We start from the raw sequence: 24,691 nt of genomic DNA on the forward strand, positions 1-24,691 counted from the left end.
GTGCCAGTGGCATTTCCCTGGGAAGGCCATGGCGTGGACGCCGCCGCGCTGCCCGCCGGCGGGCAATACTGTCCGCATCCGGACACCCCATCTTCGCCGCTGCCCGGCTTGCATAAAGACGGCGCAGTCCGGATAATCCCGGGCATGAACGACACCATCGTCCTCGCCGGTTTCGGCACCACGCCGCTGGAACTGCTTTCCTTCTTCCTCTCGATCGCCACCGTGCTGCTGAACATCCGCCGCAACCACTGGGCCTGGCTGTTCGCGATCATCTCGTCGGCCGCCTACGGCCTGGTGTTCTTCAACGCGCGCCTGTACGGCGACGCCGGCCTGCAGGCGGTGTTCATCGCCGCCTCGGTGTGGGGCTGGCAGCTGTGGCTGCGCGGCGCCGGCAATCGGCCGCTGGTCGTCACGCGCCTGCGCCGGGCGGGCTGGGCCTGGTCGCTGGCCGGCTGGGCGCTCGGCTTCGTGCTGCTGTCGGCCTTCCTGAAACGCTACACCGACACCGACGTGCCCTACATGGACGGCTTCCTGACCGCCGGCAGCCTGCTCGGCCAGGTCCTCTTGGCGCGCAAGAAGGTCGAGAACTGGCATACCTGGATCGCGGTGGACGTGCTGTACGTCGGGCTGTATCTGTATAAGGGTTTGCACCTGACCGCGCTGCTGTACGCGCTGTTCGTGGCGCTGGCAGTGGTCGGCCTGCGTGCGTGGCGCGCGGCGGCGGACGGCGCTGCGCCCGCGACGCCGCACACGGCCGACCTGGCGCGCGGCGCCGGGGCCGAGTGAGGATGGATATGGCGACCGAGCAGGCGGCAGCGGGCGGCGCCGCGGCGCAGGACGCTGCCGCGGCGGGCGCGGCGCCGATGCGCATCGCCATCCTGGGCGCCGAATCGACCGGCAAGTCGACCCTGGCCGCCGCCCTGGCCCGGCGCCACGGCAGCCTGTGGGTGCCGGAATACCTGCGCGAATTCGTCGACGTCATGGGACGCGTGCCGCACGAGGACGACCAGCCCGGCATCGCGCGCACGCAGCTGGCGCGCGAGGATGCGCTGGCGTTGCGCTTGGCGCAGGCGCCCGCCGGGACGTGGCCGGTTGCCGCGCCGGTGGAGCAAGCCGCGCCGGCGCGGCGCCTGCTGTTCTGCGACACCACGCCGCTGATGACGGCGGTGTACAGCCGCATCTACTGGGGCCGGTTGCCGGACGACTTATTGGCGCTGGAGGCGGCGCACGACTATGCGCTGACGCTGGTGGCCGCCCCCGACCTGCCGTGGGTGGCGGACGGCCTGCAGCGCGACTCGGAAGCGGTACGCCGGCGCGTGCATGCGCAGCTGCTGGCGGTGCTGCAGGAGCGCGGGATTGCCTACGTGTTGCTGACCGGGGAGCTGGCGCAGCGGATGGAGCGGGTGGAGGCGTTGCTGGCGGCGGCGTGACGTCGTCCCCGCGAAGGCGGGGACCCATACCGAATATCCGAAATTGGTATTTTCAAAGCATTCGCGGTGCTTTTAACATATCGACATGTTTTGCTTAGCATGGGTCCCCGCCTGCGCGGGGAGTCGTTTCCGGCAATGCCGGAAACGGCGGTTTTCAGGTCACCGATACTATTCCTGACCACAGTACGCGCAGGCCGAAGCAACGTACTGGCTGAAGCACAGCCGCCTACAGGTCGAACTGCGCCGACAACCGGAACGTGCGCGGCGCGCCCGGCAGCAGGTAGCCGCCCAGCGCCGGCGTGACGTCGCGCCAGTAGAACTTGTCGAACAGGTTGTCCACGCGCGCGCGCACGGTCACGCCCGTCGCGCCCAGTTTCATGGCGTAGGCGGCGCCGGCGCCGAACACGTGGTAGTCGGGGACGAACACGCGGTTCTCGACATCGAACGCCTTCTTGCCCGCGTACTGCCACACGCCGTCCACCTTCAGGCCGGGCACGGCGGGCACCGCGTATTCCGCCCAGGCGCTCGACTTGAAGGCGGGCACGTCGGTGACGCGCTTGCCGTCGATGCTTTCCTGGCCAGTGCCCTGCTGGCGCGTGTTCAGCGCCATCAGCGAGGCGCCGTAGCGCAGCGCCTCGCCGAAGCGGCCGTCGGCCGAGAATTCCAGGCCGCGGTGGGTCTGGCGGCCGTTGCGCACGAACGGGTGGCGCTGCTCGAGCACGCCGTTCACCAGCACGCCGACGTCCTGGTTCGGGTCTTCGTATTCGAGGCCCTGGCGGATCTGGAACAGCGCCGCCGACAAATTGACGCCGGCCAGCACGCCCTTGGCGCCGAGCTCGACCTGGCGCGAGCGTCCCGGCGCCAATACCTGCGCCTCGTTGCTGGTGCCCATCGGCGCGATGCCGCCATGCTGCAGGCCGTGGCTGAAAGAACCGTACACATTCCAGTCGCGGTCCAGCGCAATCACGAGCGCCAGGCTCGGCAGCGCGAAGCTGTCGTCGGCCTTGACGTAGGCCGCGATGTCGTCGTCGTACTCGCTGCGCTTGATCTGCACGTAGCGCAGGCCGCCGTGCAGCGTCAGGCGCTGCGACAGGGTGACGATGTCCTGCGCGAACAGGGCGCTTTCCTGGTCGCTGCGGCGCTCGAACACCGGACCGGTGACGCGGTCGGGCTTGGCCGGTGGCGTGGTCAAGGGATGCCAGATATTGCTGTAGCCGACCAGGTCGTATACGTACTCGCCGAAGCTGTCGTGGCGTTCGGCGTAGGAGACGCCGAGCGTCAGCGCGTGGCGCAGCGCGCCGGTGCCGAACTTGCCCTGCAACATGGCTTGCGCGCCCCACGGCGACTTGCGCTCGCCGGTGCTCTGGTAATCGTAGACGTCGTAGTCGCCGTTGCCGCAGTAGCCCGGGTAGTAACCGTCGCCCTCGTTGCTGCAGCCGTAGGGGAAGGCGGTGAAGTCGTCGCGCTTGAACCAGTGCTTGTTGGCGGCCACGGTCGCGTTCCACTCCGGCGCCAGGCGGTATTCGAAGCGCAGGCCGAGGTTGGTGTCGCGCGTGTCCACCGGGCGCGTCCAGGGCTGGTCGTTGAGCAGCATCTTGGCGGACACGCCGGTCGGCAGCGCCTGGTTGCGGATCAGCTGGAAGCCGGGCGCGGTGACCTGCGCCTTGTGCTGGTAGTCGAGGTCGAGCTGCAGCAGGGCGTCCGGGGTGAGTTGCCAGTCGAACGCGCCGGAGACGAACTGGCGCTCGCCGTTGGCGCCGCGCACGTACGAGTGCAGGTCGGCGGCGGCGGCGTTGATGCGGTAGCCGAAGCGGCGGTCGTCGAAGCGCCCGCCCAGGTCGACCGTGCCGTACAGGGTGCCGCGCTCGCTGACCTCGACCGTGGCCGAGCGCAGCGGCGCCGCGGTCGGGCGCTTGGTGACGTAGTTGACGATGCCGCCCGGGGTGGCGATGCCGGCGGTGAGGCCGGCCAGGCCCTTCAGCACTTCGATGCGTTCCTTGTTTTCCAGCGGGATCTGGGTGTCGCCGGGAATCGCGAAGCCATCCTTGCGGTAGCTGTAGTTGTTGTCGAGCGCAAAGCCGCGGATCGAGAATTGCTCGGCATAGCCGACCGCGTTGTAGGCGTCGCTCACCGAGGCGTCGTAGCGCAGCGCTTCGGTGGTCGAGCGGATCGACAGGTCTTGCAGGCGGGTGCGGTCGAACACGCTGATCGAGGCCGGCGTGTCGACCAGCGCCGTCTCGGAAAAGCCGCCGACGGCGGCGCGCTCGGTGGCGGCGCGGTTGCCGGTGACGACGACTTCGTTGACGGGCTGGCCGTCCGCAGCGGATTGCGCCGTTTGCGCTTGTGCGGAAAACGCCTGCATCAGCGCGCAGGCCAGGATCGAATACTTCAGGTGTGGTGTCATGTGTTTGCTCGTTATCGGCGCCGACGGGGGCGGTCGGGCGCGGCTGAGCCAACGGGGAAGGGCAAACAAGGCGGGAACTGCGTTGCGCTTTCCTTCGCTGGCATTATCCAGATCAGGTACGAAGGGTATCTCTCACCCGGAAGCAAGCTTCCAGGACCCCTAGCGAAAGCGCGAGTGTAGCACGTGCACGCGCCGGCGTGGCAGTTTCGTCAACGAGCGCCGGTTCTCAGGCCGGTTCCAAGGCCGGCGCGGCTTGCCCGGCCCGTACGCGCGCATGCAGCAGGTGGCGCTGCAGCACCGTGCGCGCCGACTCGCCGATCGCGCGCCAGTGCTCGCGCCGTTGGGCGGCGCGCTTGCGGTGCTTGGACGGCATCTCGGACAAGGGCTTGACATAGAAGGGCAGGCCGATCAGCCACCCTTCGCCGCCTTTCATCTCGATGCCGCCGAGGATCTTCCAGAAGCCGTCGTAGGCATTGGCAAAATGTTTTTGCGGATCGGGATCGTAGGCGATGTGGGCGCTGCTGCGGATCGCCACCACCTGTTCCATGTCCAGCGCCTGAGCCATGCCCTGCATCGCGGCGAAGCAGAAGAAGCTGGGCGAGTTGTTGGGAAATACCCGTTCGAAGGCGTCGAAGGCGGCGCCGGAATCGGTCCAGCGGCCCTGGTTGCGGGCGATGAAGGGCACCACCGGCGTCTCCAGTCCCAGCATGCGGCCTTCCAGCCAGCTGAAGGACAGGCGGTGCAGGCACTTGCCGTCGGCGACCAGGGCGATGGTGAGGTCGCCCTCGGCGTTGCCGCGCGACGCCATTTCCAGCTGGATCAGGAAGCTGCTGCCATCGGCGTCGTGGCGCCACAGCGGCAGCCGGCACGCGCCGTACACGGCCCGCCGGTAGGCGCCGTCGAAGGTGCTTTCCTCGAAGCGGTAATGGCCCAGCGCCGCCTGCACGCGCAGGCGCGGCGACAGGCCCTTGATCAGGTAGTCGCGGTGGCTGAGATGGTGGAACGGGTCGCCGCCGCATGCCGGTACCACGTGCTCGCGGTGGACGCCGAGCCGGCACAGCGCCTGGTGGTCGCGGTAATGGGCCAGGACCCGCAGGCTGCGCGCCATGCACAGCAGCCAGGACGCAAGGCCGACCTGGCGGCGCATGGCCACGGCGTGCCTGGCGAGATGGGCGAAAATCATGGATGCTCCGAAGGTTCGTTATCGACAGCGTGATCTTGTGCCACCGTTCCGCACGGTACGGTGAGTTTCCTCAACGGGAACAATGCATCCGCTCGATCAAGACTTTCGCCATCGACACGGCCCTCGAAACGCGGGTTTTGTTGTGAGCATGTCTCTTGTTGTTGACGCTTTGTCAGGACTCGTTGCCAGATGCAAGACTAGCACGATTGCCGCGCCGAACATCCGGCTTCCTGATGAATAATTGCGTCAGACCGAACGAGACGAGGAGCAAGGCATGGAGTACGAACTTTTTTACTGGCCCACGATCCAGGGCCGCGGCGAATTCGTGCGCCTGGCGCTGGAAGAAGCCGGGGCGCACTACGTGGACGTGGCGCGCACGCCTGGCGGCATGGCGCGCATGACGGCGCTGATGGACGGCGCCGATCATCCGTCGTTCGCGCCGCCGTTCCTGAAGGCCGGCGACCTGCTGGTCGGGCAGACCGCCAACATCCTGCTGTACCTGGGCCGCCGGCACGGGCTGGCGCCGGCCGACGAGCAGGGGCAACTGTGGGTGCACCAGATCCAGCTCACCATCGCCGACCTGGTGGCGGAAGCGCACGATACCCACCACCCGATCGCCAGCGGGTTGTACTACGAAGACCAGCGGCCGGAAGCCAAGCGGCGCGCGGCGGATTTCATCGAGACGCGCATTCCCAAGTTCTTCGACTGGTTCGAAGGCTTGCTCGGACGCCCGGCACCGAAGGACTACCTCACCGGCGACCGGGTGAGCTACGCCGACCTGTCGCTGTTCCAGCTGGTCGAAGGCTTGCGCTACGCCTTCCCCAATGCGCTGGCACGCATCGACGGCGCTTATCCGCTGGTGACGGCGCTGCGCGACCGCGTCGCCGCGCGCCCGCGCATCGCGGCCTACCTGGCCTCGACACGGCGCCTGCCCTTCAACGAGGAAGGCATCTTCCGCCGCTACCCGGAGCTGGACGAGCAGGCCGGCCACGCCGTCGGCAAAGGCGGCTGACCCTACCCCCTGGCGGCATGCCGTGGCGCCGCGGATGGCTCGTTGTCTTGTCCACCCCGCTGCGGTAGCATCGTTCGTCAACCACCGCCAGAGGGTCCATGAAACGACGCCGCCAGTTCCTGATCACCGCGCCGCTCGGCATGCTTGCCGCCGCCGGCGCCGCCCATGCCCGCCGCCTCCTGCCGCAAGAGGGCACACCCCCGCCCGGCGTGGCGACGCCCGGCGTAGCGACGCCCGGCGCCCCGCCCACCTTCGGCGCCACCGAGGGCTTCGGCCCGGCCGTATCGCCGGCCACCTTCGCCGCAGCCGAACGGCTGATGCAGGTGACCCACACCCCGGCGCAGCGCGCGATGATGGCCGCTTCCTGGCGCGTGTCGCTGTCCTCGACCATGGAGCGGCGCAGCGGCCCGCGCAAGGTGGCGCTGGCGCCGGACGTGGCGCCGGCCACGGTGTGGCGCCCGGCCTCGATCCCGCCGGCGGCGCAAGACCGGCAAGCGGCCGCGCGCCCGCGCGAGCGCTTCGTGCGCAGCCGCGCGCCCGGCCGGCCGCTGCCGGCGCGCGACGAGGACATCGCCCACGCGCCGGTGACGCAGCTGGCGCGCTGGATCGAGACGCGCGTCCTCGGCGCCGAGCGCCTGGCGCGCATCTATATCGAGCGCATCAAGCGTTTGGACGGCGCGCTGCGCAGCGTGATCACGCTGACCGAAGCGCATGCGCTGCAACGCGCGCGCCAGGCCGACCGCGAGATCGCCGCCGGCCGGTACCGCGGCCCGCTGCACGGCATCCCGTACGGCGTGAAGGACCTGCTCGACACCGCCGGCATCCGCACCACCTGGGGCGCGGAGTTCTACCGCGACCGGGTGCCGGCGGCGGATGCTGCGGTGGTGGCCAGGCTGGATGCCGCCGGCGCGGTGCTGGTCGCCAAGCTGAGCCTGGGCGCGCTGGCGCTGAACGACATCTGGTTCGGCGGCCAGACCATGAATCCGTGGCTGCCGCAGGAAGGCGCCTCGGGTTCCAGCGCCGGCCCGGGCGCGGCCACGGCGGCGGCGCTGGTGGCGTTCTCGATCGGCAGCGAGACCGGCGGCAGCATCGTCAGCCCGGCCATGCGCTGCGGCGTGACCGGCCTGCGCCCGACCTATGGCCGGGTGCCGCGCACCGGCGCCATGACGCTGTGCTGGTCGCTCGACAAGCTGGGGCCGATGACGCGCACGGTGGAAGATGCGATGCTGGTGCTGCAGGCGATCTCCGGGCCGGACGCGGGCGACGCCGCCAGCGTGGCGGCGCCGCTCGGGTTCGACGCCGGCGCCGGGGTGGCGGGATTGAAGGTCGGCTACTTCGCCGGCTGGATGGGCGAGGCGCCGGCCACCGAGGTCGACCGCGCGGCGCTGGCCACATTGCAGAAGCTGGGCTTGCAGCCGGTGCCGGTGACGCTGCCGGACTGGCCCTACCAGTCGCTGAACACGGTGCTGTTCGCCGAGGCTGCCGCCGCCTTCGAGGACATCACGCTGGACGGCCGCGTCGACCAGCTCAGGGAACAGGTGCCGGACGCCTGGCCCAACCTGTTCCGCGAGGCGCGCTTCCTGTCGGCGGTGGACTTCGTGCAGGCCGACCGCCTGCGGCGCAAGGTGGCGCTGGAGATGGCGCGCATCTTCCGCTCGGTCGACCTGCTGCTGGTGCCGTCGCTGCGCGACGAGATGCTGACCATTTCGAACCACACCGGCCATCCGTCGCTGACGCTGCGCACCGGTTCGGTCGAGGTGGCGCAGGCGCGCAGCGACTGGGCGCCCGATCCGGCGCGGCCGCTGCCGACGTTCGCGCCGCCGCGCCGCGTGCCGCACGGCGTGACCCTGATCGGGCGCCTGTTCGACGAAGGCACGCTGGGCGCGGTCGGCATGGCGCTGGAACGCGCGGCCGGGGTGGCGGCGGAGCGTCCTCCCGGCTTTTGAGGCTGCGGCGCGCACCGTACGGCGGCGCCGGCGCACTGGTCAGGCGGGCGCGCTGCGCAGGGCAGGGTAGGCGGGCAGGTCGACCTCGTCGGCCCGGCCGGCCACCGCTTTGGCGACCAGGGTGCGCAGGCCGGGCAGGCTGGCCAGGTGCAGCAGCGCCGACTGCAGGTGCACGCCCAGCCGGCTGTGCGGCTGCGCCAGGCGCGGTCCGAACTTGGGCACGTCCTGCCCCTTTTCGGCAAACGGGCGCATGATGCGCTCGTAGGCGGCCAGCGCCGCCCCGATATCGGCATCGCCGCCGCCGTCGCGGCCGCACAGTTCGCCGGCCAGCACGTAGGCGCCGATGAGCGACAGGCTTGCGCCCACGCCGCCCAGCGGCGTGGTGCACCAGGCGGCGTCGCCGGCCAGGGCGACGCGCCCGTTCGACCAGCGCTCCATCTTGACCTGCCGGAGCACGTCGAAATAGAAGTCGTCGGCCCGTTCCATGCCCTCGAGCACGCGCGCGGTTTCCCAGCCGGCGCCAGTAAAATGCTCGCGTAAAAAGGCCTTCTGCCGCGCCGGTTCCAGCCCTTCGTTGCCCTGCGCCGGTCCCTGCAGGGTCAGCACGGCGCGCGTGCTGCCCTTGCGGTCCGGACGCAGGAACACGCTGCGCCCGCCCGGCGCGGTGTACCAGCGCGCCATGTCGCCGTCGCCGGCGCCTTTCGGGATCGTGAAGTAACCCATGGTGACGTCCAGCCAGCGCGGCGCGTTCTCGCCGGGGAACACGCGTTCGCGCGTGCTGGAGCCGACGCCTTCGGCCACCAGCACCAGGTCGTAGTCTGCCTGCGCGCCGCTGTCGAAGCGCACGCGCGCGCCGGCATCGGTGGTCTCGACGCCGTCGATCGCATCGCCGAAACGGTAGCGCGCGTGGGCGCGGGCGCCGTCGTACAGCAGGCGCGCCAGGTCGCCGCGCAGGATTTCCAGTTCCGCCGTGAAGGCGTCGCCGCCGAGTTCCTCGAGCGGGAATTCCGCCACCGTGGCGCCGTCCTGGTCGACGAAGCGCACGCCGCTTTCGCCGGTGCCGTTATCCTGTACCGCCTGCAGCAGGCCCATGCGCTCCAGCACGGTGCGCGCCGCGCCGCGCACGTCGACGTTCTGGCCGCCGTCGCGGAACGCCGGGGCGCGCTCCACCACCGTCACGTCGAAGCCGTTGCGGCCCAGCCACCAGGCCAGGGCATTGCCGGCGATGCTGGCGCCGGTGATGAGAACATGTCGGACCATCGGTTTCTCCTTTGACGGCACGTCGGAAAACCTGCTGCGCGTTGCCGTGGCGGTCTGCGATGCGCCGCACCGGCGCATCGGCGCACCGGCGCACCGGCTGTACTGCTCGTGCAGCTGCGCTTCTCGACCACCCCGGCTGCCGCTCGCTACGGTTTTTCGAGGTGCCTTTTGCCGGACTATAGCACCGGCGTCGCGGCGGCGGCGCAGCCCGCCTGCAGCGCCAGGCAGGATTGCGCATCGCGCGCCATGCGGCCCAGGAACCAGCCGCTGCAGGCGCCGAGCAACACGCACACCGCCGCAGTGAACGCGACGTCGTGGCGCAGTTGCGGCAGCACGGCGCAGGCCACCGAGGTCAGGTACTTGGTGAAGAACACCGCCATCATCATCGCCAGCGGCAGGCGGCTGCCGCGCACGCGCACGGTGCCGGGCAGGGCGCCGGCGCCGATGCGCCCGGCGCTGCCTTTCCACACCGCCGCAGCGGTGGCCGCCGCGCCGCAGGCCCAGGCGGCCAGCGCGATCCCGTCCAGGCCGAATTTCGCCGCGATGTCCTGCAGCGACAGCGCCAGCATCGCCAGCGGCAGGATGAACAGCTTGCGGGTCGCGATCTCGCGCTCGCGCAGGGCGGCCAGCCCGCGCTGGAGCAAAAAGGCGAGGATCGCCCAGACGTAGAGGGGCGTGTGGGTCAGGATCTGGATCAGCATGGCGGGCTCCGCAAGTGGGTTGGGTTGGACGCCACTATGCCAGCGGACCGGCGCGGCGCGGCGGCCGTGCGACGAACGGCGCACGTGCGGCGCGAAATGCCGCCTGGCGGCGCGAAATGCAGCGGCGCGCTGTGCAAGACTCTATGATGGCGTTTCCTATCACCGATTCCGGAGCCTGCCTTGACCCGTCCCGATCCAACCCACGCCGACCCGTCCGCCTGCCCGCCCGCCGGCGCGCCGGACGCTTCCTCGATCCTGCGCATCGCCGCCTTTTCCGACGGCGCGCGCGGCGGCAATCCGGCCGGCGTCTGGATCGGCGCCGCCTTGCCGCCGGCAGCCGACATGCAGCGCCTGGCGCACGACATCGGTTACTCGGAAACCGCGTTCGCGGCGCCGCTGCCGGGCGCGCAAGGGGTGGACGGCGGCTGGCGCGTGCGCTACTTTTCGCCGGAGTGCGAAGTGCCGTTCTGCGGCCACGCCACCATCGCGCTGGGCGCCGCGCTGGCGGCGGCGCACGGCGACGGCGTGTATGCGCTGACGCTGAACGCGGCGGCGATCACGGTCGAAGGGCGGCGCGCGGACGATGGCCTGGTGACGGCGGCGCTGCAGTCGCCGCCCACCTGGAGCCGGCCGGCCGACGCGGCGCTGGTGCAACAGGCGCTGGCGCTGTTCGGCTACGCGCCCGACGACCTCGATGCGCGCATCCCGCCCGGCCTGGCGCATGCGGGCGCCGACCACCTGGTGCTGGCGCTGGCGCGCCGCGACACGCTGGCCGCCATGCGCTACGAACTGGCGGCGGGACGGGCGCTGATGCTGGCGCACGGCCTCACCACCATCGTGCTGGCCTGGGCCGAGGACGAACGCACCTTCCACACCCGCAATCCGTTCGCCGTGGGCGGCGTGCTGGAAGACCCGGCCACCGGCGCCGGCACCGCCGCATTGGCCGGCTACCTGCGCGACATCGGCTGGCCGCACGGCGGCGCCATCGATGTGATCCAGGGCGAGGACATGGGCATGCGCTCGCTGCTGCATGCCGATATCGGCGCCGTCCAGGGTACGTCGATCCGGGTCGGCGGCAGCGCTCGTTCATTATCTTAATTGGAATATTTTGAGCCGTAATTTATTGTGAGAAATAGAAGGGGAAAAGCCTTCCTGTTTGGCATATAAGAACTTTTTCAAAGATTGATAATAATCAAAATGAAATTTTTCTTATAAAAAACCAATCTAGGAGTTGTCCCATGCTGCCCCACAACGCAATCGTTTTTCCCAGCTCTATTTCTCCAAATAATCAGGCACCTGCGCGCGTCATGCCTTACCGCACGACGGAGCGCCTGCCATTCACGATCCGCCGCGTGGACAACCAGGCCGACCTGTGGAAAGCCGTGCGCATGCGCCATGCCGCCTACGACCGCCACGTGCCGCAGTTCGCGTCGCAACTGACGGAACCGGAGTCCTCCGACTATGGCGACAACAGCGTGGTATTCATCGCCGAATCCAAGCTGGACGGTTCGACCCTGGGCACCGCGCGCATGGAAACCAACCTGTACGGCCCGCTGCACGTCGAGGAATCGGTGACGCTGCCGGACTGGCTGCGCGGCCGTCCGCTGGCCGAGATGAGCCGCCTGGGCGTGGACAACAGCCGCATCGGGCGGATGGTCAAGACCGCGCTGCTCAAGGCCGGCGTGCTGTATTGCCAGGACAACGGCATCGATTGGGCGCTGGCGACCGGGCGCGCGCCGATCGACCGCCAGTACGAGCAGCTGACCTTCGTCGACGTCTTTCCGGAACTGGGCTTCGTGCCGCTGCGTCACGTCGGCAACATGCCGCACCGGGTCATGGCCTTCGACATCACCACCATCGAACAGCGCTGGACCGCGGCCGCGCATCCGCTGCTGAACTTCTTCTGCCACATCCGGCATCCCGACATCGACGTCGGCGGCAAGGCGGGCGTGTCGCGGCCGGTGGCGGCCGGCAGTGCCGCGATGGGCGTGGCGGGCGCGGCGGACGTGTCCGAAATGTACCAATTAGTTGCCTGAGAGTTGCTTGAACGAATAATTACGATGACTGCATGACGCTAACCATGTATCCTTGCGGAAATAAATTTGCGGCTGCCTGCGCGGTCGCAACACCCGAGTTTCGCCATGGATGCACATGCTTCATAACCCGACCGGCAACCGGAAACTGCCCGCGTTCGTGCAGTCGGCCGTCGACCTGGTGTTCCGGTCCTTTGCCTATTACCTGATTCCGCTGGCGATCGGCGTGGTGTCGTTGATCGCCCTGTCTTGCTGGGACAACCAGTACATGGCGCGCCCCAGCGACCCGCTGGCGGTGCGCGTGTTCCAGGAGCCGGCCACGCCGGCCACGCCCATGACCCCGGCGCTGGCGGCGGCCCGGCTGCGCGAGGGTGCGACCGTCGACTGGTTCGATACCCACCTGTCCGAGGCGCCGGTGTGGTTCAGCTTCGCCACGCGCGCGCCGCAAGCGGACGCCGGCGCCGCCCAGGGGGACAGCCTGATCGAATTTCCCTCGCGCCATGCGCTGGATATCGCCTGCTGGGACGCGGCCTCGCTGCAGCCGCTCGGATCCGCCAGCCGCTCGCGTGCCGACGGCGCCATCGCCATCGCCAAGGCCGGATTTGCCCTGACCCCGAATGCCTGGCCGGCGCGCGTGCTGTGCCGCGGCCGCTTTGCCGGTCCGGCGCGCCTGAGCGTGGTGCAGTGGCAGAAGAGCCAGTTCGAACTGTCGCTGCAGGATTACCATCGCAAGTCCGGCCTGCTCGACGGCGGCATGATCGTGCTGGCGCTGTTCGTGCTGCTCACCGCGGCCATCAACCGCCAGCCGCTGTACGTGCTGTTCGCCGGCTGGCTGATCCTGAACCTGCGCATCGGCGGCCTGTCGACCGGCTGGGACATCCAGTGGCTGGGCATGGTGGTGCCGCCGCAGTGGCTGCTCAAGGGGCGTCCGCTGACCATCGCCCTGTACGGTATCTCGACGCTGACGCTGTACCAGGCGCTGTTCCGCGAAGAGCTGGCCAGGACCCGCTTCCTGGTGCCGATGCGCATCACCCAGTGGTGCTGCGTGCCGCTGCTGGCCGGCGCCGTGGTGCTGCCCTACGGCGTGTTCCTGCCGCTGCTGTGGGCCATCATGATCTTCGGCTTTTCGCTGATGACGGTCGGCCTGGTCGCCATCATCGTGCGCTCGCGCACGCGGGTGGCGGCTTGGTTCGCGGCCTCGTTCGCCATGACCTACGTGGCCTCGCTGGCCGAGGTGATCTCGGCGGCGTTCGGCATGCACCAGGTGCTCGGCGTGATCAACAGCGTCACCGCCGCGCTGGCGTCGAGCCTGCTGGCGGCGCTGGCGGTGGCCGAGCAGATGCGCATGGAAACCGAGAAGCGCCTCGAAGCCCAGCAAAAGCTGGAGCACGCCTACGAGGCGATGCCGGTCGGCCTCTTCACGCTGGACATGCAGGGCCGCTTCCTCAGCGCCAACCCGGCCATGCTCAAGATGCTGCGCATCGAGCAGATCCTGCCGCAACGCACCGCTTGGAAGCAGTTCTTCGCCGGGAGCGCCTGGCAGGAACTGGTGGAACGCGTGCATTCCCAGAGCGACGCCGAACTGGAAGTCGCCAGCCGCGACGACACCCAGCGCTTCATGGTCAGCGCCACGCTGGCGCGCGGCCGCATCGAGGCGGTGCTGCAGGACGTCACGGAAAGGCACAAGGCCACGCAGCAGCTGCGCTTCCTGGCCGACAACGATCCGCTGACCAAGGTGTTCAACCGGCGCGGCATCGAAAAGATGTTCGAGGACACCACGCGCCCGCAAGCCGACCGGCGGCCGCTGTCGCTGGCCTACATCGACCTCGACCGCTTCAAGCTGATCAACGACCTGTTCGGCCACGCCGCCGGCGACGAAGTGCTCAGGCAGGTGTGCGAGCGCATCGGGTCGATGCTGGGCGGCGGCCAGCGCGTCGGCCGCGTCGGCGGCGACGAATTCGTCATCGTCATGCCGGACACCGCGATCCCGATGGCGACGCTGGTCTGCCGCGGCATCGTCGACCGCATCGGCGGCACCCCGTACCGGGTCGGCGACAAGGCCTTCCACGTGCGCGGCTCGATCGGCCTGATCGAAGTGGCGCCGGGCATGGCGATGAAGGACGCCGTGTCGACCGCCGACCGCGCCTGCCGCGAAGCCAAGGACGGCCACAACGACGGGCTGGTGGTCTACGAGAGCGGATCGAAGGCGTTCCAGGAGCGCGAGAACGAACTGGACATGGTGGCGCGCCTGTCCGGCCCCGACGCCACCGAGGGCATGTTCCTGGAGATGCAGCCGATCATGTCGCTGCATTCACCCTACGAATCGCTGAATTTCGAGGTGCTGCTGCGCATGCGCGACGCCGACGGCCGCACGCTGCCGGCCGGCCCGCTGATCGGCGCGGCCGAGAAGAGCGGGCGCGCCGGCGTGATCGACCGCTGGGTGCTGTCCACCACGCTCGGCTGGATCGAGGAGCACGGCGCCACGCTGGCGAATACCCGCTTCGTGTGCATGAACCTGTCCGGCGCCTCGCTCAACGACGAGCGCTTCGTGCAGGACGCGCTCGACATCCTGGCGCGCCATGCGCACGTGGCCGGGCGCCTGTGCATGGAGATCACCGAGAGCGTGGCGCTGCACGACCTGGACAACACGCGCCGCTTCATCGACCAGGTGCGCGCCTTTGGCGTCAAGGTGGCGCTGGACGACTTCGGTGCCGGCTACACCTCGTTCTCGTACCTGAAGGAATTGCCGGCGGACGTGCTGAAAATCGACGGCAACTTCATCGTCAACATCAATGCCCACCCGGCCAACGTCGCCATCGTCGAGGCGATCGTCAACCTGGCCGCCAACCTGGGTATGAAGACCATCGCCGAATGGGCCGAGGACGCGGCCACCATCCGCACGCTAGCCGAGATCGGCGTCGACTACGTGCAGGGCTATGCGATCGCGCGTTCGCAGCCGCCGGAAAAACTGCTGGCGGCGAGCTCGGCGGCCAGCTTCATCAAGGCGGACGACGTGCTGCAGCTGGTGCGCACGCTGGGCACCGCGGGGGGCGCGCCGATGTTCCCGGACGGGGGACAGCCCTGGGGCCTGCATTGATCCACTGCTGACGAACGCTCAGTTCAGGCCGGCCAGGCTGGTGCGGGTGCTTTCCTGCAGCATCAGGGTGCGGCGCGCCGCCTTCAGGGTGGCGATGTCGCCGGCCAGCGGCGCCGGTTGCGCAGCGGCCGGACGCTGCCAGGCGGCGTGGCGCAGCTCGGCGGCAGGCAGCACGTAGCGCTGCGCCGGCGGCTGGGCGCGCGCCGTATCCGGCGGCGCGCCTGGTTGCCCGGTTTGCTGCGCGGTTTGCTGTTCCTGCGTTTGCGCGCCGGCGGAGGCCTGGGTGTCGCGGCTCAGCGTCACGGCGGCGTCGCCGGCCGGGCAGGGCTGGTCGGTGAGGGTGACGTGGCCATCCGCGGCCACGCACTTGACGATGTCGGTGCCGGCCACGGCGGCCGGTCCGGTGAATACCACGGCGGCGATCATGGCCAGCAGGCTGGTGGGACGCTTCATGGCGTACTCCGATGCTTTGTTATCTTAATTGCATCGTGCGCCTCGCAGGTGCCGCCGGTCTGTTCGCTGTCTCACCCAGTGCGAATGCGCCAGCGCCTTCGGTTTCGTCGAAACGCGGCCGGCGTCAGGCCGCCAGCGGCAGCGAGAACTGCAGCAGCAGGCCGCCGCCATCGCGGTTGCGCACCGCCAGCTCGGCATTGTGGCGCGTGATCACGCGTTCCACGATCGCCAGGCCTAAACCGGCGCCGTTGGCCTGGCCGCGCGCGCTGTCCAGCCGCGTGAACGGGCGCAGCAGCTGCTGGATCTGGTCGTCCGGCACCCCCACGCCGCGGTCGTTGATCTCGACGATGGCGCGGCGGCCGTGGCCGGTCAGCTTGACGTGGCAGGCGATGTCGATCTCGGTTACGTCCAGCCCCGGCGTCTTGCCGTAGCGGCGCGCGTTCTCGATGACGTTGTTGATCACGCGCCGCAGGTCGGTGGCGTTGCCCGGCACCAGCACGCCATCCTCGATGTCGACGCTGGTGCGCACGTCGGCCAGGCGCTCGGCCTCGCGCGCGCAATCGTCGAGCAGTCCGGACAGGTCGACCGGCACGAAGGTGGCGGCCTCGGTGGGGCGGGCGAAGTCGAGGAACTGGCCGATGATGGCGTCCATCTGGGCGATGTCCGACTGCATGCCGTCGCGCGCCTCGGTCGACAGGTTGGCCATCTCCAGTTCCAGCTGCATGCGCGCCAGCGGCGTGCGCAGGTCGTGCGAGATGCCGGCCAGGATCACGGCGCGGTCGTTTTCCAGCTGCTGCAGGTCGTCCACCATCTGGTTGAAGCTGCGGTTGGCCTGGATGATCTCCTTCGAACCCCGTTCCGGCAGGGCAGCGGGGCGCTTGCCCTGGGCGATCGAGCGCGCCGCCGCGGTCAGGCGCGCCAGCGGCAGGTTGACCAGGCTGGAGATCAATGCCGCGCCCAGCAGCGACAGGCCGCCCACCAGCGCGGCCCAGCCCAGCCATTGCACGCGCGTCAGTGCCAGGCGCTCGCGTTCCAGCATCAGCCAGTACTTGTCGCCGTCGATGTCGAAGCTGACCCAGAAGCCGGGCATGTCGTTGACGCGGCGCGAGAAGCGCGTATCCTGGCCCAGCTTGGCGCGCACGATGGCGGCGATCTCCGGCATCATCGGCGTCGCCGGCGGCGGTTCGATGGTGTCGGTCGGCTCCAGCGTCAGCACGCGGATGCCTTCGTTGGAGACCAGCTCGATCAGCAGCTCGCGCCGCATGTCGGGCGCCGAGTGGGTCAGCGCCGCCTTGGTGATGGTGACCACCGACACCAGCAGCTCGGCGGTCTGCTCGACCTGCGGGCCGCGCTGGAACACGCTGAGCATGCCGATCCAGGACGCCATCGACAATGTGGTGAGCAGGGACAGCAGGAAGAAGGTGCGCCAGAACAGGCCGCTCCTGAACCAGCCCCCCGGGCGCGGCGCGCCGCGCGCCGCGGCAGACGTGGTGAACACTAGCGCGGCTGGCCTTCAGGAATGAACACGTAGCCCAGGCCCCATACGGTCTGGATGTACAGCGGGCTGGACGGGTCCGGCTCGATCAGCTTGCGCAGGCGCGAGATCTGCACGTCCAGCGAACGGTCGAACACCTCGTATTCGCGGCCGCGCGCCAGTTCCATCAGCTTTTCGCGCGACAGCGGCTGGCGCGCGTGGCGCGCGAACACCTTCAGCACCGAGAATTCGCCGGTGGTCAGCGGTACCGTCTCGCCGTTCTTCTTCAGCGTGCGCGTGCCCAGGTCGAGCACGAAGTCGCCGAACTCGAAGGTCTGCGGCGTCTCGCTCGGGGCGCCCGGGATCTCGTCCGGGCCCTTGCGGCGCAGCACCGCGTTGATGCGCGCCACCAGTTCGCGCGGGTTGAAGGGCTTGGGCAGGTAATCGTCGGCGCCCATCTCCAGGCCGACGATGCGGTCCACGTCCTCGCCCTTGGCGGTCAGCATGATGATCGGGGTCTGGTCGCCGGCGCCGCGCAGGCGGCGGCAGATCGACAGGCCGTCCTCGCCCGGCAGCATCAGGTCCAGCACCAGCAGGTCGTAGCGCTCGCGCAGCCACAGTTTGTTCATGGCCGGCGCGCTTTCCGCAGTGACCACCTGGAAGCCTTGTTCGGTCAGGTAGCGGCGCAGCAGGTCGCGCAGGCGCACGTCGTCGTCGACCACCATGATCTTGGCGGCGTGGCCGTTGTTGCCCTGGGCGGCGCCGGTATTCGGGTTTGTTGCATTCATGAGTCTGTCAAGATTTGTCAGATTAATATCGCTATGGTAACTTCTTATCGCCCTGCGGACAGGGGGTACGGGCAGGGCATTACATTGTGTTACAAACTTTACCCATTTGGTCTTATACCACTTGGGGAATCCACATACACTGGACTCATCGAATCAAAGCTTATCACTTACTTGGCATCGCGGAAGAGGACATCATGAAGAGCGCGTTCAACGACAACCACGCAGGCACGAAGGCAGCGCGCATCGCGCGCATTGCCGCTCGCACTGCGCTGGCGTGCGCTCTGGCCTTCGGCGCAGGAGGGGCGAGCGCCCAGCAGCACGGGGATCGCCGCGACGACCAGGGCATGCAGCAGCGCGAGCGTTTCTCGCTGCCCCAGCAGGACCGCGAGGGACGCCAGTCCGAGGCACGTGCCAACGACGACATGCGCCGCGCCCAGCAGCAGGACCAGCAGGAGCAGCGCGAGGCCACCCGGCGCGCCGGCAGCCGCCTGACGCCGGACGAGCGGCGCGACCTGCGCCGCCAGATCAACGAAGCCAACATGGATATGCAGCAGCGGCGACGCTAGTCCGGATCGCCGTCTTGCCGGAACGACGGCCTTAGGCGATACGGCCGTCTTGTCTTGCGCCCGTTCCCTGCAGTGCCTGCGCTATCGGCATGCGCATTTCGGAAAACTCTTCATCGCAATATTGTTGCTGATCGTTTATTTTCTTTCGGCAACATGATACGCTCCATGGTTCTTGCCACGGCCTGAGCCTCGCCGTGGTGCCCACTTGCGGACTGGAGTCGATCATGTCCACCCACGGCGCCGCCCCAGCGGCCCCCGTCGGCATCGCCGTCCCCGACGGCCTCGCCATCCGTGCCGACGGCTTGTACGCCGAGGCCGGCGTTGCCGGCGCCGCGACCCCTGCGCTGGCCGCCGCCATCGACGCCGTCTACCGCGGCGGCAACCTGCTGCAAGGCCTCGATTATCCCGCCTTCCTGAAAGCCGTGTTCGGCCACGATCCGGCGCCCGCCGGCGGCGTGCCGGCCGCGGATGGCGCCGTACGCATCGCCGCCGCCATCGAAGCGTTCGACCCGGCGCGGCGCGCCCTGTACCGCCCGCTAAAGATCGGCGCCGGCCGCGCCGAATACTATTTCGAGCCGGTCTGGCTGGCCGATCCGCTCGACCCGGACGCGCCGGGCACGCCGACCCGCCTCGACCCCGACGAATTCGTCGCCGACCTGTGGGTCAAGGGCATCCGCTGCGGCATCGAGATCGACACGGTGCGCGCCGCCATCGCAGCGAACAAGGCCGACCGCATCGTGGTCGCACGGCGGCTGGAGGCGCAGCCGGGCATCGACGCCCACATCGTCGAAGTCGCGGACGACCTGCACCGCAACGACGCGCCGCGCCAGCTGGCCAACGGCCGCCTCGACCTGCACCGCTTCCAGAACCGCTTTCCGCAGATCGGGCCGGGCGTGCGCCTGCTGCGCAAGGTGGCGGCCACCGCCGGCATGCATGGCGTGGAAATGTCGGGCGCGCCGATTCCGTCGGCGCCGGGACGCGACACCGACCTCGGCGCCTACGCCGGACCCGGCACCAACGTGGAACACGGCAAGGACGGCGAATTCCTGGTGTCGCAGCAGGCCGGCTTCCTGTCGGTGGACGGCAAGAGCAGCCGCATCTCGGTCGGCGCCAAGATCGTCAGCCACGACGGCGTCAGCGCCAAGACCACCGGCGACCTGCAACTGAGCGGCGACTACGAGGAATTCGGCGAGGTGCAGGAAAAGCGCGTGATCGAGGGCGCGGGCATCACGGTGCACGGCGACGTCTTCGGGCGCCTGGTCTCGCGCGGCGGCGCCGTCCTGCTGCACGCCAACCTGGTCGGCGGCGCGGTGCACAACCGGTGCGGCGACATCCGCGTGCGCGGCATGGCATCGGGCGCGGTCTTGCTCGCGCCCGAGGGCGCGGTGCTGCTGGAACGCGCCGAGAACTGCATCGTGGCCGCCGCGCGCGTGCACATCGCGCATGCGGTGAACTGCGAGATCATCGGCGACGAGGTGACGGTGGGACAGGCCGAAGGCAGCGCCGTCGCCGGCCGCCGCGTGGACGTGGCATGCACGGCGCCGCGCCGGCAGAGCGAGATGCTGGTGTGCGCGCTGCAGCCGGACGGGCGCGAGCTGGACGGGCTGATCGCGGCGGTGGGCGAGCGTATCGCCGGCTTCGACGTCCTGGTGGCGCGCCACAAGGCGGCGCTGGAGCGCCTGGGCGCCGAACCGGCCGTGCGCCGCTACCTGCTGCTGGCCTCGAAAGTGCGCAAGCACGAGATCGGCCTGAACCCGGAACAGGCGCGCCAGTTCCAGAAGATGGGGCAGGACGTGGCCCCGGCCTTGACCGCGATCGGCGCGGCCTCGAACGCCGTCAAGGCCGCCGCAGCCGAGCGCCAGGCCGGCGCCGCGATGCTGGCGGGACTGGAAGCGCAGCGCCGCGATGCCGCCTGCATCGCGACGGTGACGGTGCAGCAGGTGCAGGGCGATACCCAGGTGCGCGTGCTCGGCTTCGACCCGCGCGCCGGCCACCCGTGGCTGGTGGACCCGCGCGACGCCAAGGCGCGCCTGCGCGGACCGCAGCACGGGGCGCTGCTGTTCAGCGGCGCGGCGGGGAGCGTAGCGTGGAGCAGCGCGCCGGAGGCGGCAGTGGCGCCAGGGTAGGCACGAGGTGGTGCTGCTTGCGTATATCGCGGCCGAATGATATCGCCACAGCATCGTCGTCCCCGCGCAGGCGGGGACCCATGCCGAGTGTCCAAAGTTGGCATTTTTTGAAGCCTCTGAACTGCTTCTAAAGTACCGAATTCTGTTGCTTAATATGGGGTAAAGAATGCCAGTGGCATTCTTTACCCTGCGCGGGGACGACGGTCATTCCACCCGTTCCCGGCTCGCCGCCAGCGCCGCATAGCAGCCCGCGGCCTGCGCCGGCAAGCCGCCGAACAGCCCCGCATCGCCTTCTTCCAGCACGCCTTCCTCGACCAGCATGCGCACCTTGCCGAGGTAGTCGGCCAGCTTCAGCAGGCGTCCCAGCGGCGACATGGACGCGCCCTTGCGCAGCCCGCCCTGTTCGAGCAGCGCCTGCGCCACCGGCTCCGGGAAATGCCATTCGCGCGCGATGCCGGCCGCCAACGCGCGCGCGTCGGCGGCCAGCTGGGCCAGGAACAGGTCGGTGCCGAGCAGCGGCGCATGCGCGGCCGCGCCATCCATGAAGCGCAGCGCCACGATCATGCCGACGTTCTGCAGCAGTCCGGCCAGGAAGGCGTCGAAGGGTTCGACGCCCATCTCGGCGGCCAGGGCGCGTGCGCCCATCGCGCAGCGCTCGGCATGCTGCCACAGGCGCGGCGCCAGGCGCCGCGTGTACAGCCCGGAGTGCACGTCGATGATGGGACGGAAGGCTACCGTGGTCACCAGCTGGCGCAAGCCTTCCTGGCCGATCAGGATCACGGCGTGCTCGACGCTGGCGATCGGCGCGGCGGCGCCCAGGAAGCAGTTGTTGGCCAGGCGGATCACGGCCGCCACCAGCACCACGTCGGACGAGATGGTGCGCGCCAGGGCGTTGCCGGAAAAATTGTCGTTGCGCAGGCTTTGCAGGATCTGCGGCACCAGGCCCGGCATGCGTTTCACCAGGGCCGCGCCCGACTGCTGCGATGCCAGGATGGCGCGCAGGGCGTCCAGCACGTCCTGCTCGGCGGGATCGAGTTCCAGGCCGTCCCGTTGCGGGCGTTCGAACAGCCAGGCATTCCAGGCGCGGTTGACGTGGTCGAGCTGCTCGAACGAGACCGGCGCTGCGCCGCTTGCGCAGGCAGCGCGTGCGCTCGCCATGCCCGCAATGGCCGGCGCAGCGTCGGCCGGTTGTGCCGCCATCCCGGGCGCAAAGTCCGCGGGGAGCGCGGGTGCCGCCATCGGCACGGACGCGCCGGGTGCTGGGGCCGCCGGCACAGTCGCGGCGGCGGGCGCGGGCGCCGCCGCGGCAGGTCGGGAGAACAGGCGCTGCAGCCACCGGGTGATCGTCACGTCATCCTCCTTCGCGGCCGGTTGTAGGAATGCCGAATCCATTGTACGGGAGTATCCAATGAATGCGGGCATCCACATGATCCCGCAAAAGTTGACTGTAATCAATATCCTTAAGGAATGACCGTCGTAAGATTGCAGCCTCAACAGAGGATTCGCCATGTACAACACGACCAGCGACAGCGTCAGCATCGACAGCACGACGGCCATGCAATTCCTGAGCTTCACGCTCGGCGGCCTGGAGTACGCGATCGATTTCGCCAAGGTGCACGAGTTGCGGGTGCTGAAGGCGCTCGAGCGGTTCGCATCGAGCGGCGAGATCATCGGCGGCGTGGCCGTCTCGCGCGGCGTGATCATGCCGCTGGTCGACATGCGCGCCGCGTTCGGCACGGTCAGCGGTACGCCCGATCCGATGACCGACGTGATCATCCTGAAATTGTCGAGCTGCGTGATGGGGATGGTGGTCGATGGCGTGACCGGCGTGGTCACGTTGCAGGCGGACCAGGTGGCGCCGATGCCGGGCGCCGAGGGCGTGGACGCCGGCTACCTGATCGGCATCGCCCATGCCGGCCAGCGGCGCCTGATCCTGGTCGACATCGACCGCCTGATGTCGGTGCAGGGCGCCGGCGCCGTGAACGGCACGCTGCAGGTCGCCTGAACGCGGCAGCGCCCGCGCACCGCGAACGGTGCGCGCGGCGGCGGCGCCAGCCCGCCCCGGGTCGGTCCGGCCGGATACTCAGGCCGCCAAGGTTTCCAGCTGCTCCTGCAATTCCAGCCACTCGGTTTCCAGCTGCCCCAGGTCGCGCGAGAGGAAAGCCTGGTCGGCCACCGCCGTCTTCAGCGCATCCTTGTTGGCGGCCTCGTAGATGGCCGGGTCCAGCAGGCGCGCATCGACCGCTTCCTTCTTCGCGTTCAGCTTGGCCATCTGCTCTTCGAGGCGCTTGATGCGGTTCTCGATCGGCTTCTTCAGCGCCGCCAGGCGCTGGCGCTCCTCGGCCTGCTGCTTCTTTTGCTCCTTGCGGTCGACCGGCGCCGCCGCTGCAGCCGCCGGCGCGGATGCAGCCGTGCCCGTGGCCTTCGCGGCAGCGGCCGGCGTCGCCTGAGGCGCAGGTTCGCCGGCCTTGCCCAGCTTGGTCTGGAACAGCCATTCCTTGTAGTCGTCCAGGTCGCCGTCGAAGGGTTGCAAACGGCCGTCGGCGACGATGATGAACTGGTCGGTGGTCGCGCGCAGCAGGTGGCGGTCGTGCGACACCACCACCAGCGTGCCCTCGAACTGCGCCAGCGCCAGCGTCAGCGCCTCGCGCGTTTCCAGGTCCAGGTGGTTGGTCGGTTCGTCCAGCAGCAGCAGGTTGGGGCGCTGCCACACGATCAGGGCCAGCGCCAGGCGCGCCTTTTCGCCGCCGGAGAAGGGCGCGATCGGGCTGGTCACCATGTCGCCCGGGAAGTTGAAGCCGCCCAGGAAGTTGCGCAGTTCCTGCTCGCGCACGTTGGGCGCGATCTTCAGCAAGTGCCACAGCGGCGACTCGTCGTGGCGCAGCATCTCGACCTGGTGCTGGGCGAAGTAGCCGATCGCCAGGCCCTTGCCGAGCGTGGCGGTGCCGGTAACCGGATCGAGCTCGCCGGCGATGGTCTTGATCAGCGTCGACTTGCCGGCGCCGTTCACGCCCAGCAGGCCGATGCGCTGGCCGATCTGCAATGAAAAATTCACGCGCTTGACGATGGTTTTCGCATCGACCCGGTCGCCGTGCTCGTCGAGGATCGGGTAGCCGGCGTCGACGTCTTCCATCACCAGCAGCGGATTCGGCGCCGAGACGGGATCGCGGAACTCGAACGAGAACTCGGCGGCGGCGCGCAGCGGCGCCAGTTCTTCCATCTTGGCCAGCGCCTTCATGCGGCTCTGCGCCTGGCGCGCCTTGGTGGCCTTGGCCTTGAAGCGGTCGACGAAGGATTGCAAGTGAGCGCGTGTGCGCTGCTGCTTGTCGAAGGCGGCGGCGGCCAGCACCAGGTGGGCGGCGCGCTGGCGTTCGAAGGCGCTGTAGTTGCCCGAGTAGCGCTTCAGCTTGCGCTCGTCGATGTGCACCACCACGTTCACGACTTCGTCGAGGAAGTCGCGGTCGTGCGAGATGATGATCAAGGTGCCGGCGTAGCGCTTGAGCCAGTCTTCCAGCCAGATGATGGCGTCCAGGTCCAGGTGGTTGGTCGGCTCGTCCAGCAGCAGCAGGTCGGACGGGCACATCAGCGCCTGCGCCAGGTTCAGGCGCATGCGCCAGCCGCCCGAGAAGCTGGCGACCGGCTGGCGCATCTGGTCGAGCGAAAAGCCCAGACCCAGCAGCAGCTGTTCGGCGCGCGACTGCACGGTATAGGCCTCGGCGTCCGCCAGCAGGCCGTGCAGCTCGCCGATGGCGAGGCCGTTTTCCTGCGTGTGCGGGGCCGCTTCCAGGCGCGCCAGCTCGGATTCCAGGCGGCGCAGGTTGACGTCGCCGTCGATGGCGTAGTCGAGCGCCGGACGGTCCAGCGCCGGGGTTTCCTGGGCCACGTAGGCCATGCGCCAGCGCTGCGGGAAATCGATCGCGCCCTGGTCGGGGTGCAGCTCGCCGCGCAGCATGGCGAACAGGCTGGACTTGCCGGCGCCGTTGGCGCCGATCAGGCCGATCTTGTCGCCGGGATTGAGGGTGAGGTCGGCGTCTTCCAGCAGCGGCTTGGTGCCGCGCATCAGGCTGACGTTGGAGAATCGGATCATGGCAACAATAGGTGAAAATTGCCGTCGTCCCCGCGCAGGCGGGGACCCATACGGCATGACAGAAATCGCGATGCCGACACTGGGCCGGCTCGTTACATGATGGGCTTCGAAATCTTCAGCATGGGTCCCCG

At 69.1% G+C, this 24,691-nt stretch carries 19 protein-coding genes and 1 riboswitch; of the genes, 10 read left to right on the forward strand and 9 right to left on the reverse strand.

Annotation, left to right across the window (positions count from 1 at the left end; all coding sequences use genetic code 11):
- Positions 1-144 precede the first annotated feature (144 nt).
- Positions 145-786, forward strand: a complete 642-nt coding sequence (gene pnuC / locus HH212_RS16270; protein ID WP_170203425.1) for a nicotinamide riboside transporter PnuC — start codon at positions 145-147, stop codon at positions 784-786.
- 77 nt (positions 787-863) lie between these two features.
- Positions 864-1,430 carry an AAA family ATPase gene (locus HH212_RS16275; protein WP_170205481.1) on the forward strand — a complete coding sequence of 189 codons (567 nt, stop codon included), beginning with the start codon at positions 864-866 and terminating at the stop codon, positions 1,428-1,430.
- A 226-nt stretch (positions 1,431-1,656) separates the two neighbouring features.
- Here the strand turns inward: HH212_RS16275 and HH212_RS16280 are convergent, their stop codons facing one another.
- Together HH212_RS16280 and HH212_RS16285 are read right to left on the reverse strand one after the other, a co-directional pair.
- A complete protein-coding gene (locus tag HH212_RS16280; protein ID WP_170203426.1) occupies positions 1,657-3,834 on the reverse strand; it encodes a TonB-dependent siderophore receptor in 2,178 nt (725 codons plus the stop codon).
- 72 nt (positions 3,835-3,906) lie between these two features.
- Positions 3,907-4,005: riboswitch (TPP riboswitch) on the reverse strand.
- Between the two features lie 55 nt (positions 4,006-4,060).
- Positions 4,061-5,017 carry a DUF535 family protein gene (locus HH212_RS16285; RefSeq protein ID WP_170203427.1) on the reverse strand — a complete coding sequence of 319 codons (957 nt, stop codon included), beginning with the start codon at positions 5,015-5,017 and terminating at the stop codon, positions 4,061-4,063.
- 274 nt (positions 5,018-5,291) lie between these two features.
- Here HH212_RS16285 and HH212_RS16290 point away from each other — a divergent pair, with 274 nt between their 5' ends.
- Complete coding sequence (locus HH212_RS16290; protein WP_170203428.1) at positions 5,292-6,029, forward strand: glutathione S-transferase; 738 nt, start codon at positions 5,292-5,294, stop codon at positions 6,027-6,029.
- A 98-nt stretch (positions 6,030-6,127) separates the two neighbouring features.
- A complete protein-coding gene (locus tag HH212_RS16295; RefSeq protein WP_170203429.1) occupies positions 6,128-7,975 on the forward strand; it encodes an amidase in 1,848 nt (615 codons plus the stop codon).
- Positions 7,976-8,014: 39 nt separating this feature from the next.
- Here HH212_RS16295 and HH212_RS16300 read toward each other — a convergent pair whose 3' ends face one another.
- Complete coding sequence (locus HH212_RS16300; protein WP_170203430.1) at positions 8,015-9,235, reverse strand: FAD-dependent monooxygenase; 1,221 nt, start codon at positions 9,233-9,235, stop codon at positions 8,015-8,017.
- A gap of 176 nt (positions 9,236-9,411) precedes the next feature.
- Complete coding sequence (locus tag HH212_RS16305; protein ID WP_170203431.1) at positions 9,412-9,936, reverse strand: DUF6622 family protein; 525 nt, start codon at positions 9,934-9,936, stop codon at positions 9,412-9,414.
- A gap of 252 nt (positions 9,937-10,188) precedes the next feature.
- On the opposite strand from HH212_RS16305, the gene HH212_RS16310 reads away from it, so the two are divergent.
- The 3 genes from HH212_RS16310 to HH212_RS16320 all read left to right on the forward strand — a co-directional run bounded on the left by HH212_RS16310 (position 10,189) and on the right by HH212_RS16320 (position 15,066).
- Entirely contained in the window at positions 10,189-11,034 is an 846-nt protein-coding gene (locus HH212_RS16310) for a PhzF family phenazine biosynthesis protein (RefSeq protein WP_229217746.1), read from the forward strand.
- 209 nt (positions 11,035-11,243) lie between these two features.
- Positions 11,244-11,972: a hypothetical protein gene (locus tag HH212_RS16315; protein ID WP_170203433.1), complete on the forward strand. Its 729-nt coding sequence runs from the start codon at positions 11,244-11,246 to the stop codon at positions 11,970-11,972.
- A 115-nt stretch (positions 11,973-12,087) separates the two neighbouring features.
- Positions 12,088-15,066, forward strand: a complete 2,979-nt coding sequence (locus HH212_RS16320; protein WP_170203434.1) for a putative bifunctional diguanylate cyclase/phosphodiesterase — start codon at positions 12,088-12,090, stop codon at positions 15,064-15,066.
- Between the two features lie 18 nt (positions 15,067-15,084).
- Here HH212_RS16320 and HH212_RS16325 read toward each other — a convergent pair whose 3' ends face one another.
- The 3 genes from HH212_RS16325 to ompR form a co-directional block, all read right to left on the reverse strand.
- Complete coding sequence (locus HH212_RS16325) at positions 15,085-15,519, reverse strand: DUF4124 domain-containing protein (protein ID WP_170203435.1); 435 nt, start codon at positions 15,517-15,519, stop codon at positions 15,085-15,087.
- Positions 15,520-15,643: 124 nt separating this feature from the next.
- Positions 15,644-17,017, reverse strand: coding sequence for a sensor histidine kinase family protein (locus HH212_RS16330; protein WP_370663879.1), 1,374 nt, complete (start codon positions 17,015-17,017; stop codon positions 15,644-15,646).
- Positions 17,017-17,781, reverse strand: a complete 765-nt coding sequence (ompR, locus tag HH212_RS16335; RefSeq protein WP_170203436.1) for an osmolarity response regulator transcription factor OmpR — start codon at positions 17,779-17,781, stop codon at positions 17,017-17,019. The genes HH212_RS16330 and ompR overlap by 1 nt, the downstream gene beginning before the upstream one ends.
- Before the next feature lie 194 nt (positions 17,782-17,975).
- Between ompR and HH212_RS16340 the strand changes: the two genes are divergently transcribed.
- Together HH212_RS16340 and HH212_RS16345 are read left to right on the forward strand one after the other, a co-directional pair.
- Positions 17,976-18,347 (forward strand): hypothetical protein, encoded by a 372-nt coding sequence (locus HH212_RS16340; protein WP_170203437.1) that lies wholly within the window; start codon positions 17,976-17,978, stop codon positions 18,345-18,347.
- Between the two features lie 224 nt (positions 18,348-18,571).
- Complete coding sequence (locus tag HH212_RS16345; protein WP_170203438.1) at positions 18,572-20,473, forward strand: flagellar assembly protein A; 1,902 nt, start codon at positions 18,572-18,574, stop codon at positions 20,471-20,473.
- Between the two features lie 204 nt (positions 20,474-20,677).
- On the opposite strand, the gene HH212_RS16350 is transcribed toward HH212_RS16345, so the two are convergent.
- Complete coding sequence (locus HH212_RS16350) at positions 20,678-21,823, reverse strand: HDOD domain-containing protein (protein ID WP_170203439.1); 1,146 nt, start codon at positions 21,821-21,823, stop codon at positions 20,678-20,680.
- 157 nt (positions 21,824-21,980) lie between these two features.
- Between HH212_RS16350 and HH212_RS16355 the strand changes: the two genes are divergently transcribed.
- The gene (locus tag HH212_RS16355; protein ID WP_170203440.1) at positions 21,981-22,478 is read left to right on the forward strand and encodes a chemotaxis protein CheW; all 498 of its coding nucleotides are present in this window, start codon (positions 21,981-21,983) and stop codon (positions 22,476-22,478) included.
- A gap of 78 nt (positions 22,479-22,556) precedes the next feature.
- Here HH212_RS16355 and HH212_RS16360 read toward each other — a convergent pair whose 3' ends face one another.
- Positions 22,557-24,560 (reverse strand): ATP-binding cassette domain-containing protein, encoded by a 2,004-nt coding sequence (locus HH212_RS16360; RefSeq protein ID WP_170203441.1) that lies wholly within the window; start codon positions 24,558-24,560, stop codon positions 22,557-22,559.
- Between the last annotated feature and the right edge of the window lie 131 nt (positions 24,561-24,691).

Source organism: Massilia forsythiae, assembly GCF_012849555.1.
Classification (GTDB): Bacteria; Pseudomonadota; Gammaproteobacteria; order Burkholderiales; family Burkholderiaceae_D; genus Telluria; species Telluria forsythiae.

Coding starts and splice junctions, on each gene's coding strand:
- HH212_RS16325 (WP_170203435.1), bottom strand. CDS start 15,519: ATGAAGCGTCCCACCAGCCTGCTGGCCATGATCGCCGCCGTGGTATTC.
- HH212_RS16340 (WP_170203437.1), top strand. CDS start 17,976: ATGAAGAGCGCGTTCAACGACAACCACGCAGGCACGAAGGCAGCGCGC.
- HH212_RS16290 (WP_170203428.1), top strand. CDS start 5,292: ATGGAGTACGAACTTTTTTACTGGCCCACGATCCAGGGCCGCGGCGAA.
- HH212_RS16280 (WP_170203426.1), bottom strand. CDS start 3,834: ATGACACCACACCTGAAGTATTCGATCCTGGCCTGCGCGCTGATGCAG.
- HH212_RS16300 (WP_170203430.1), bottom strand. CDS start 9,235: ATGGTCCGACATGTTCTCATCACCGGCGCCAGCATCGCCGGCAATGCC.
- HH212_RS16295 (WP_170203429.1), top strand. CDS start 6,128: ATGAAACGACGCCGCCAGTTCCTGATCACCGCGCCGCTCGGCATGCTT.
- HH212_RS16285 (WP_170203427.1), bottom strand. CDS start 5,017: ATGATTTTCGCCCATCTCGCCAGGCACGCCGTGGCCATGCGCCGCCAG.
- HH212_RS16355 (WP_170203440.1), top strand. CDS start 21,981: ATGTACAACACGACCAGCGACAGCGTCAGCATCGACAGCACGACGGCC.
- pnuC (WP_170203425.1), top strand. CDS start 145: ATGAACGACACCATCGTCCTCGCCGGTTTCGGCACCACGCCGCTGGAA.
- HH212_RS16305 (WP_170203431.1), bottom strand. CDS start 9,936: ATGCTGATCCAGATCCTGACCCACACGCCCCTCTACGTCTGGGCGATC.
- HH212_RS16315 (WP_170203433.1), top strand. CDS start 11,244: ATGCCTTACCGCACGACGGAGCGCCTGCCATTCACGATCCGCCGCGTG.
- HH212_RS16275 (WP_170205481.1), top strand. CDS start 864: ATGCGCATCGCCATCCTGGGCGCCGAATCGACCGGCAAGTCGACCCTG.
- HH212_RS16345 (WP_170203438.1), top strand. CDS start 18,572: ATGTCCACCCACGGCGCCGCCCCAGCGGCCCCCGTCGGCATCGCCGTC.
- HH212_RS16320 (WP_170203434.1), top strand. CDS start 12,088: ATGCTTCATAACCCGACCGGCAACCGGAAACTGCCCGCGTTCGTGCAG.
- ompR (WP_170203436.1), bottom strand. CDS start 17,781: ATGAATGCAACAAACCCGAATACCGGCGCCGCCCAGGGCAACAACGGC.
- HH212_RS16360 (WP_170203441.1), bottom strand. CDS start 24,560: ATGATCCGATTCTCCAACGTCAGCCTGATGCGCGGCACCAAGCCGCTG.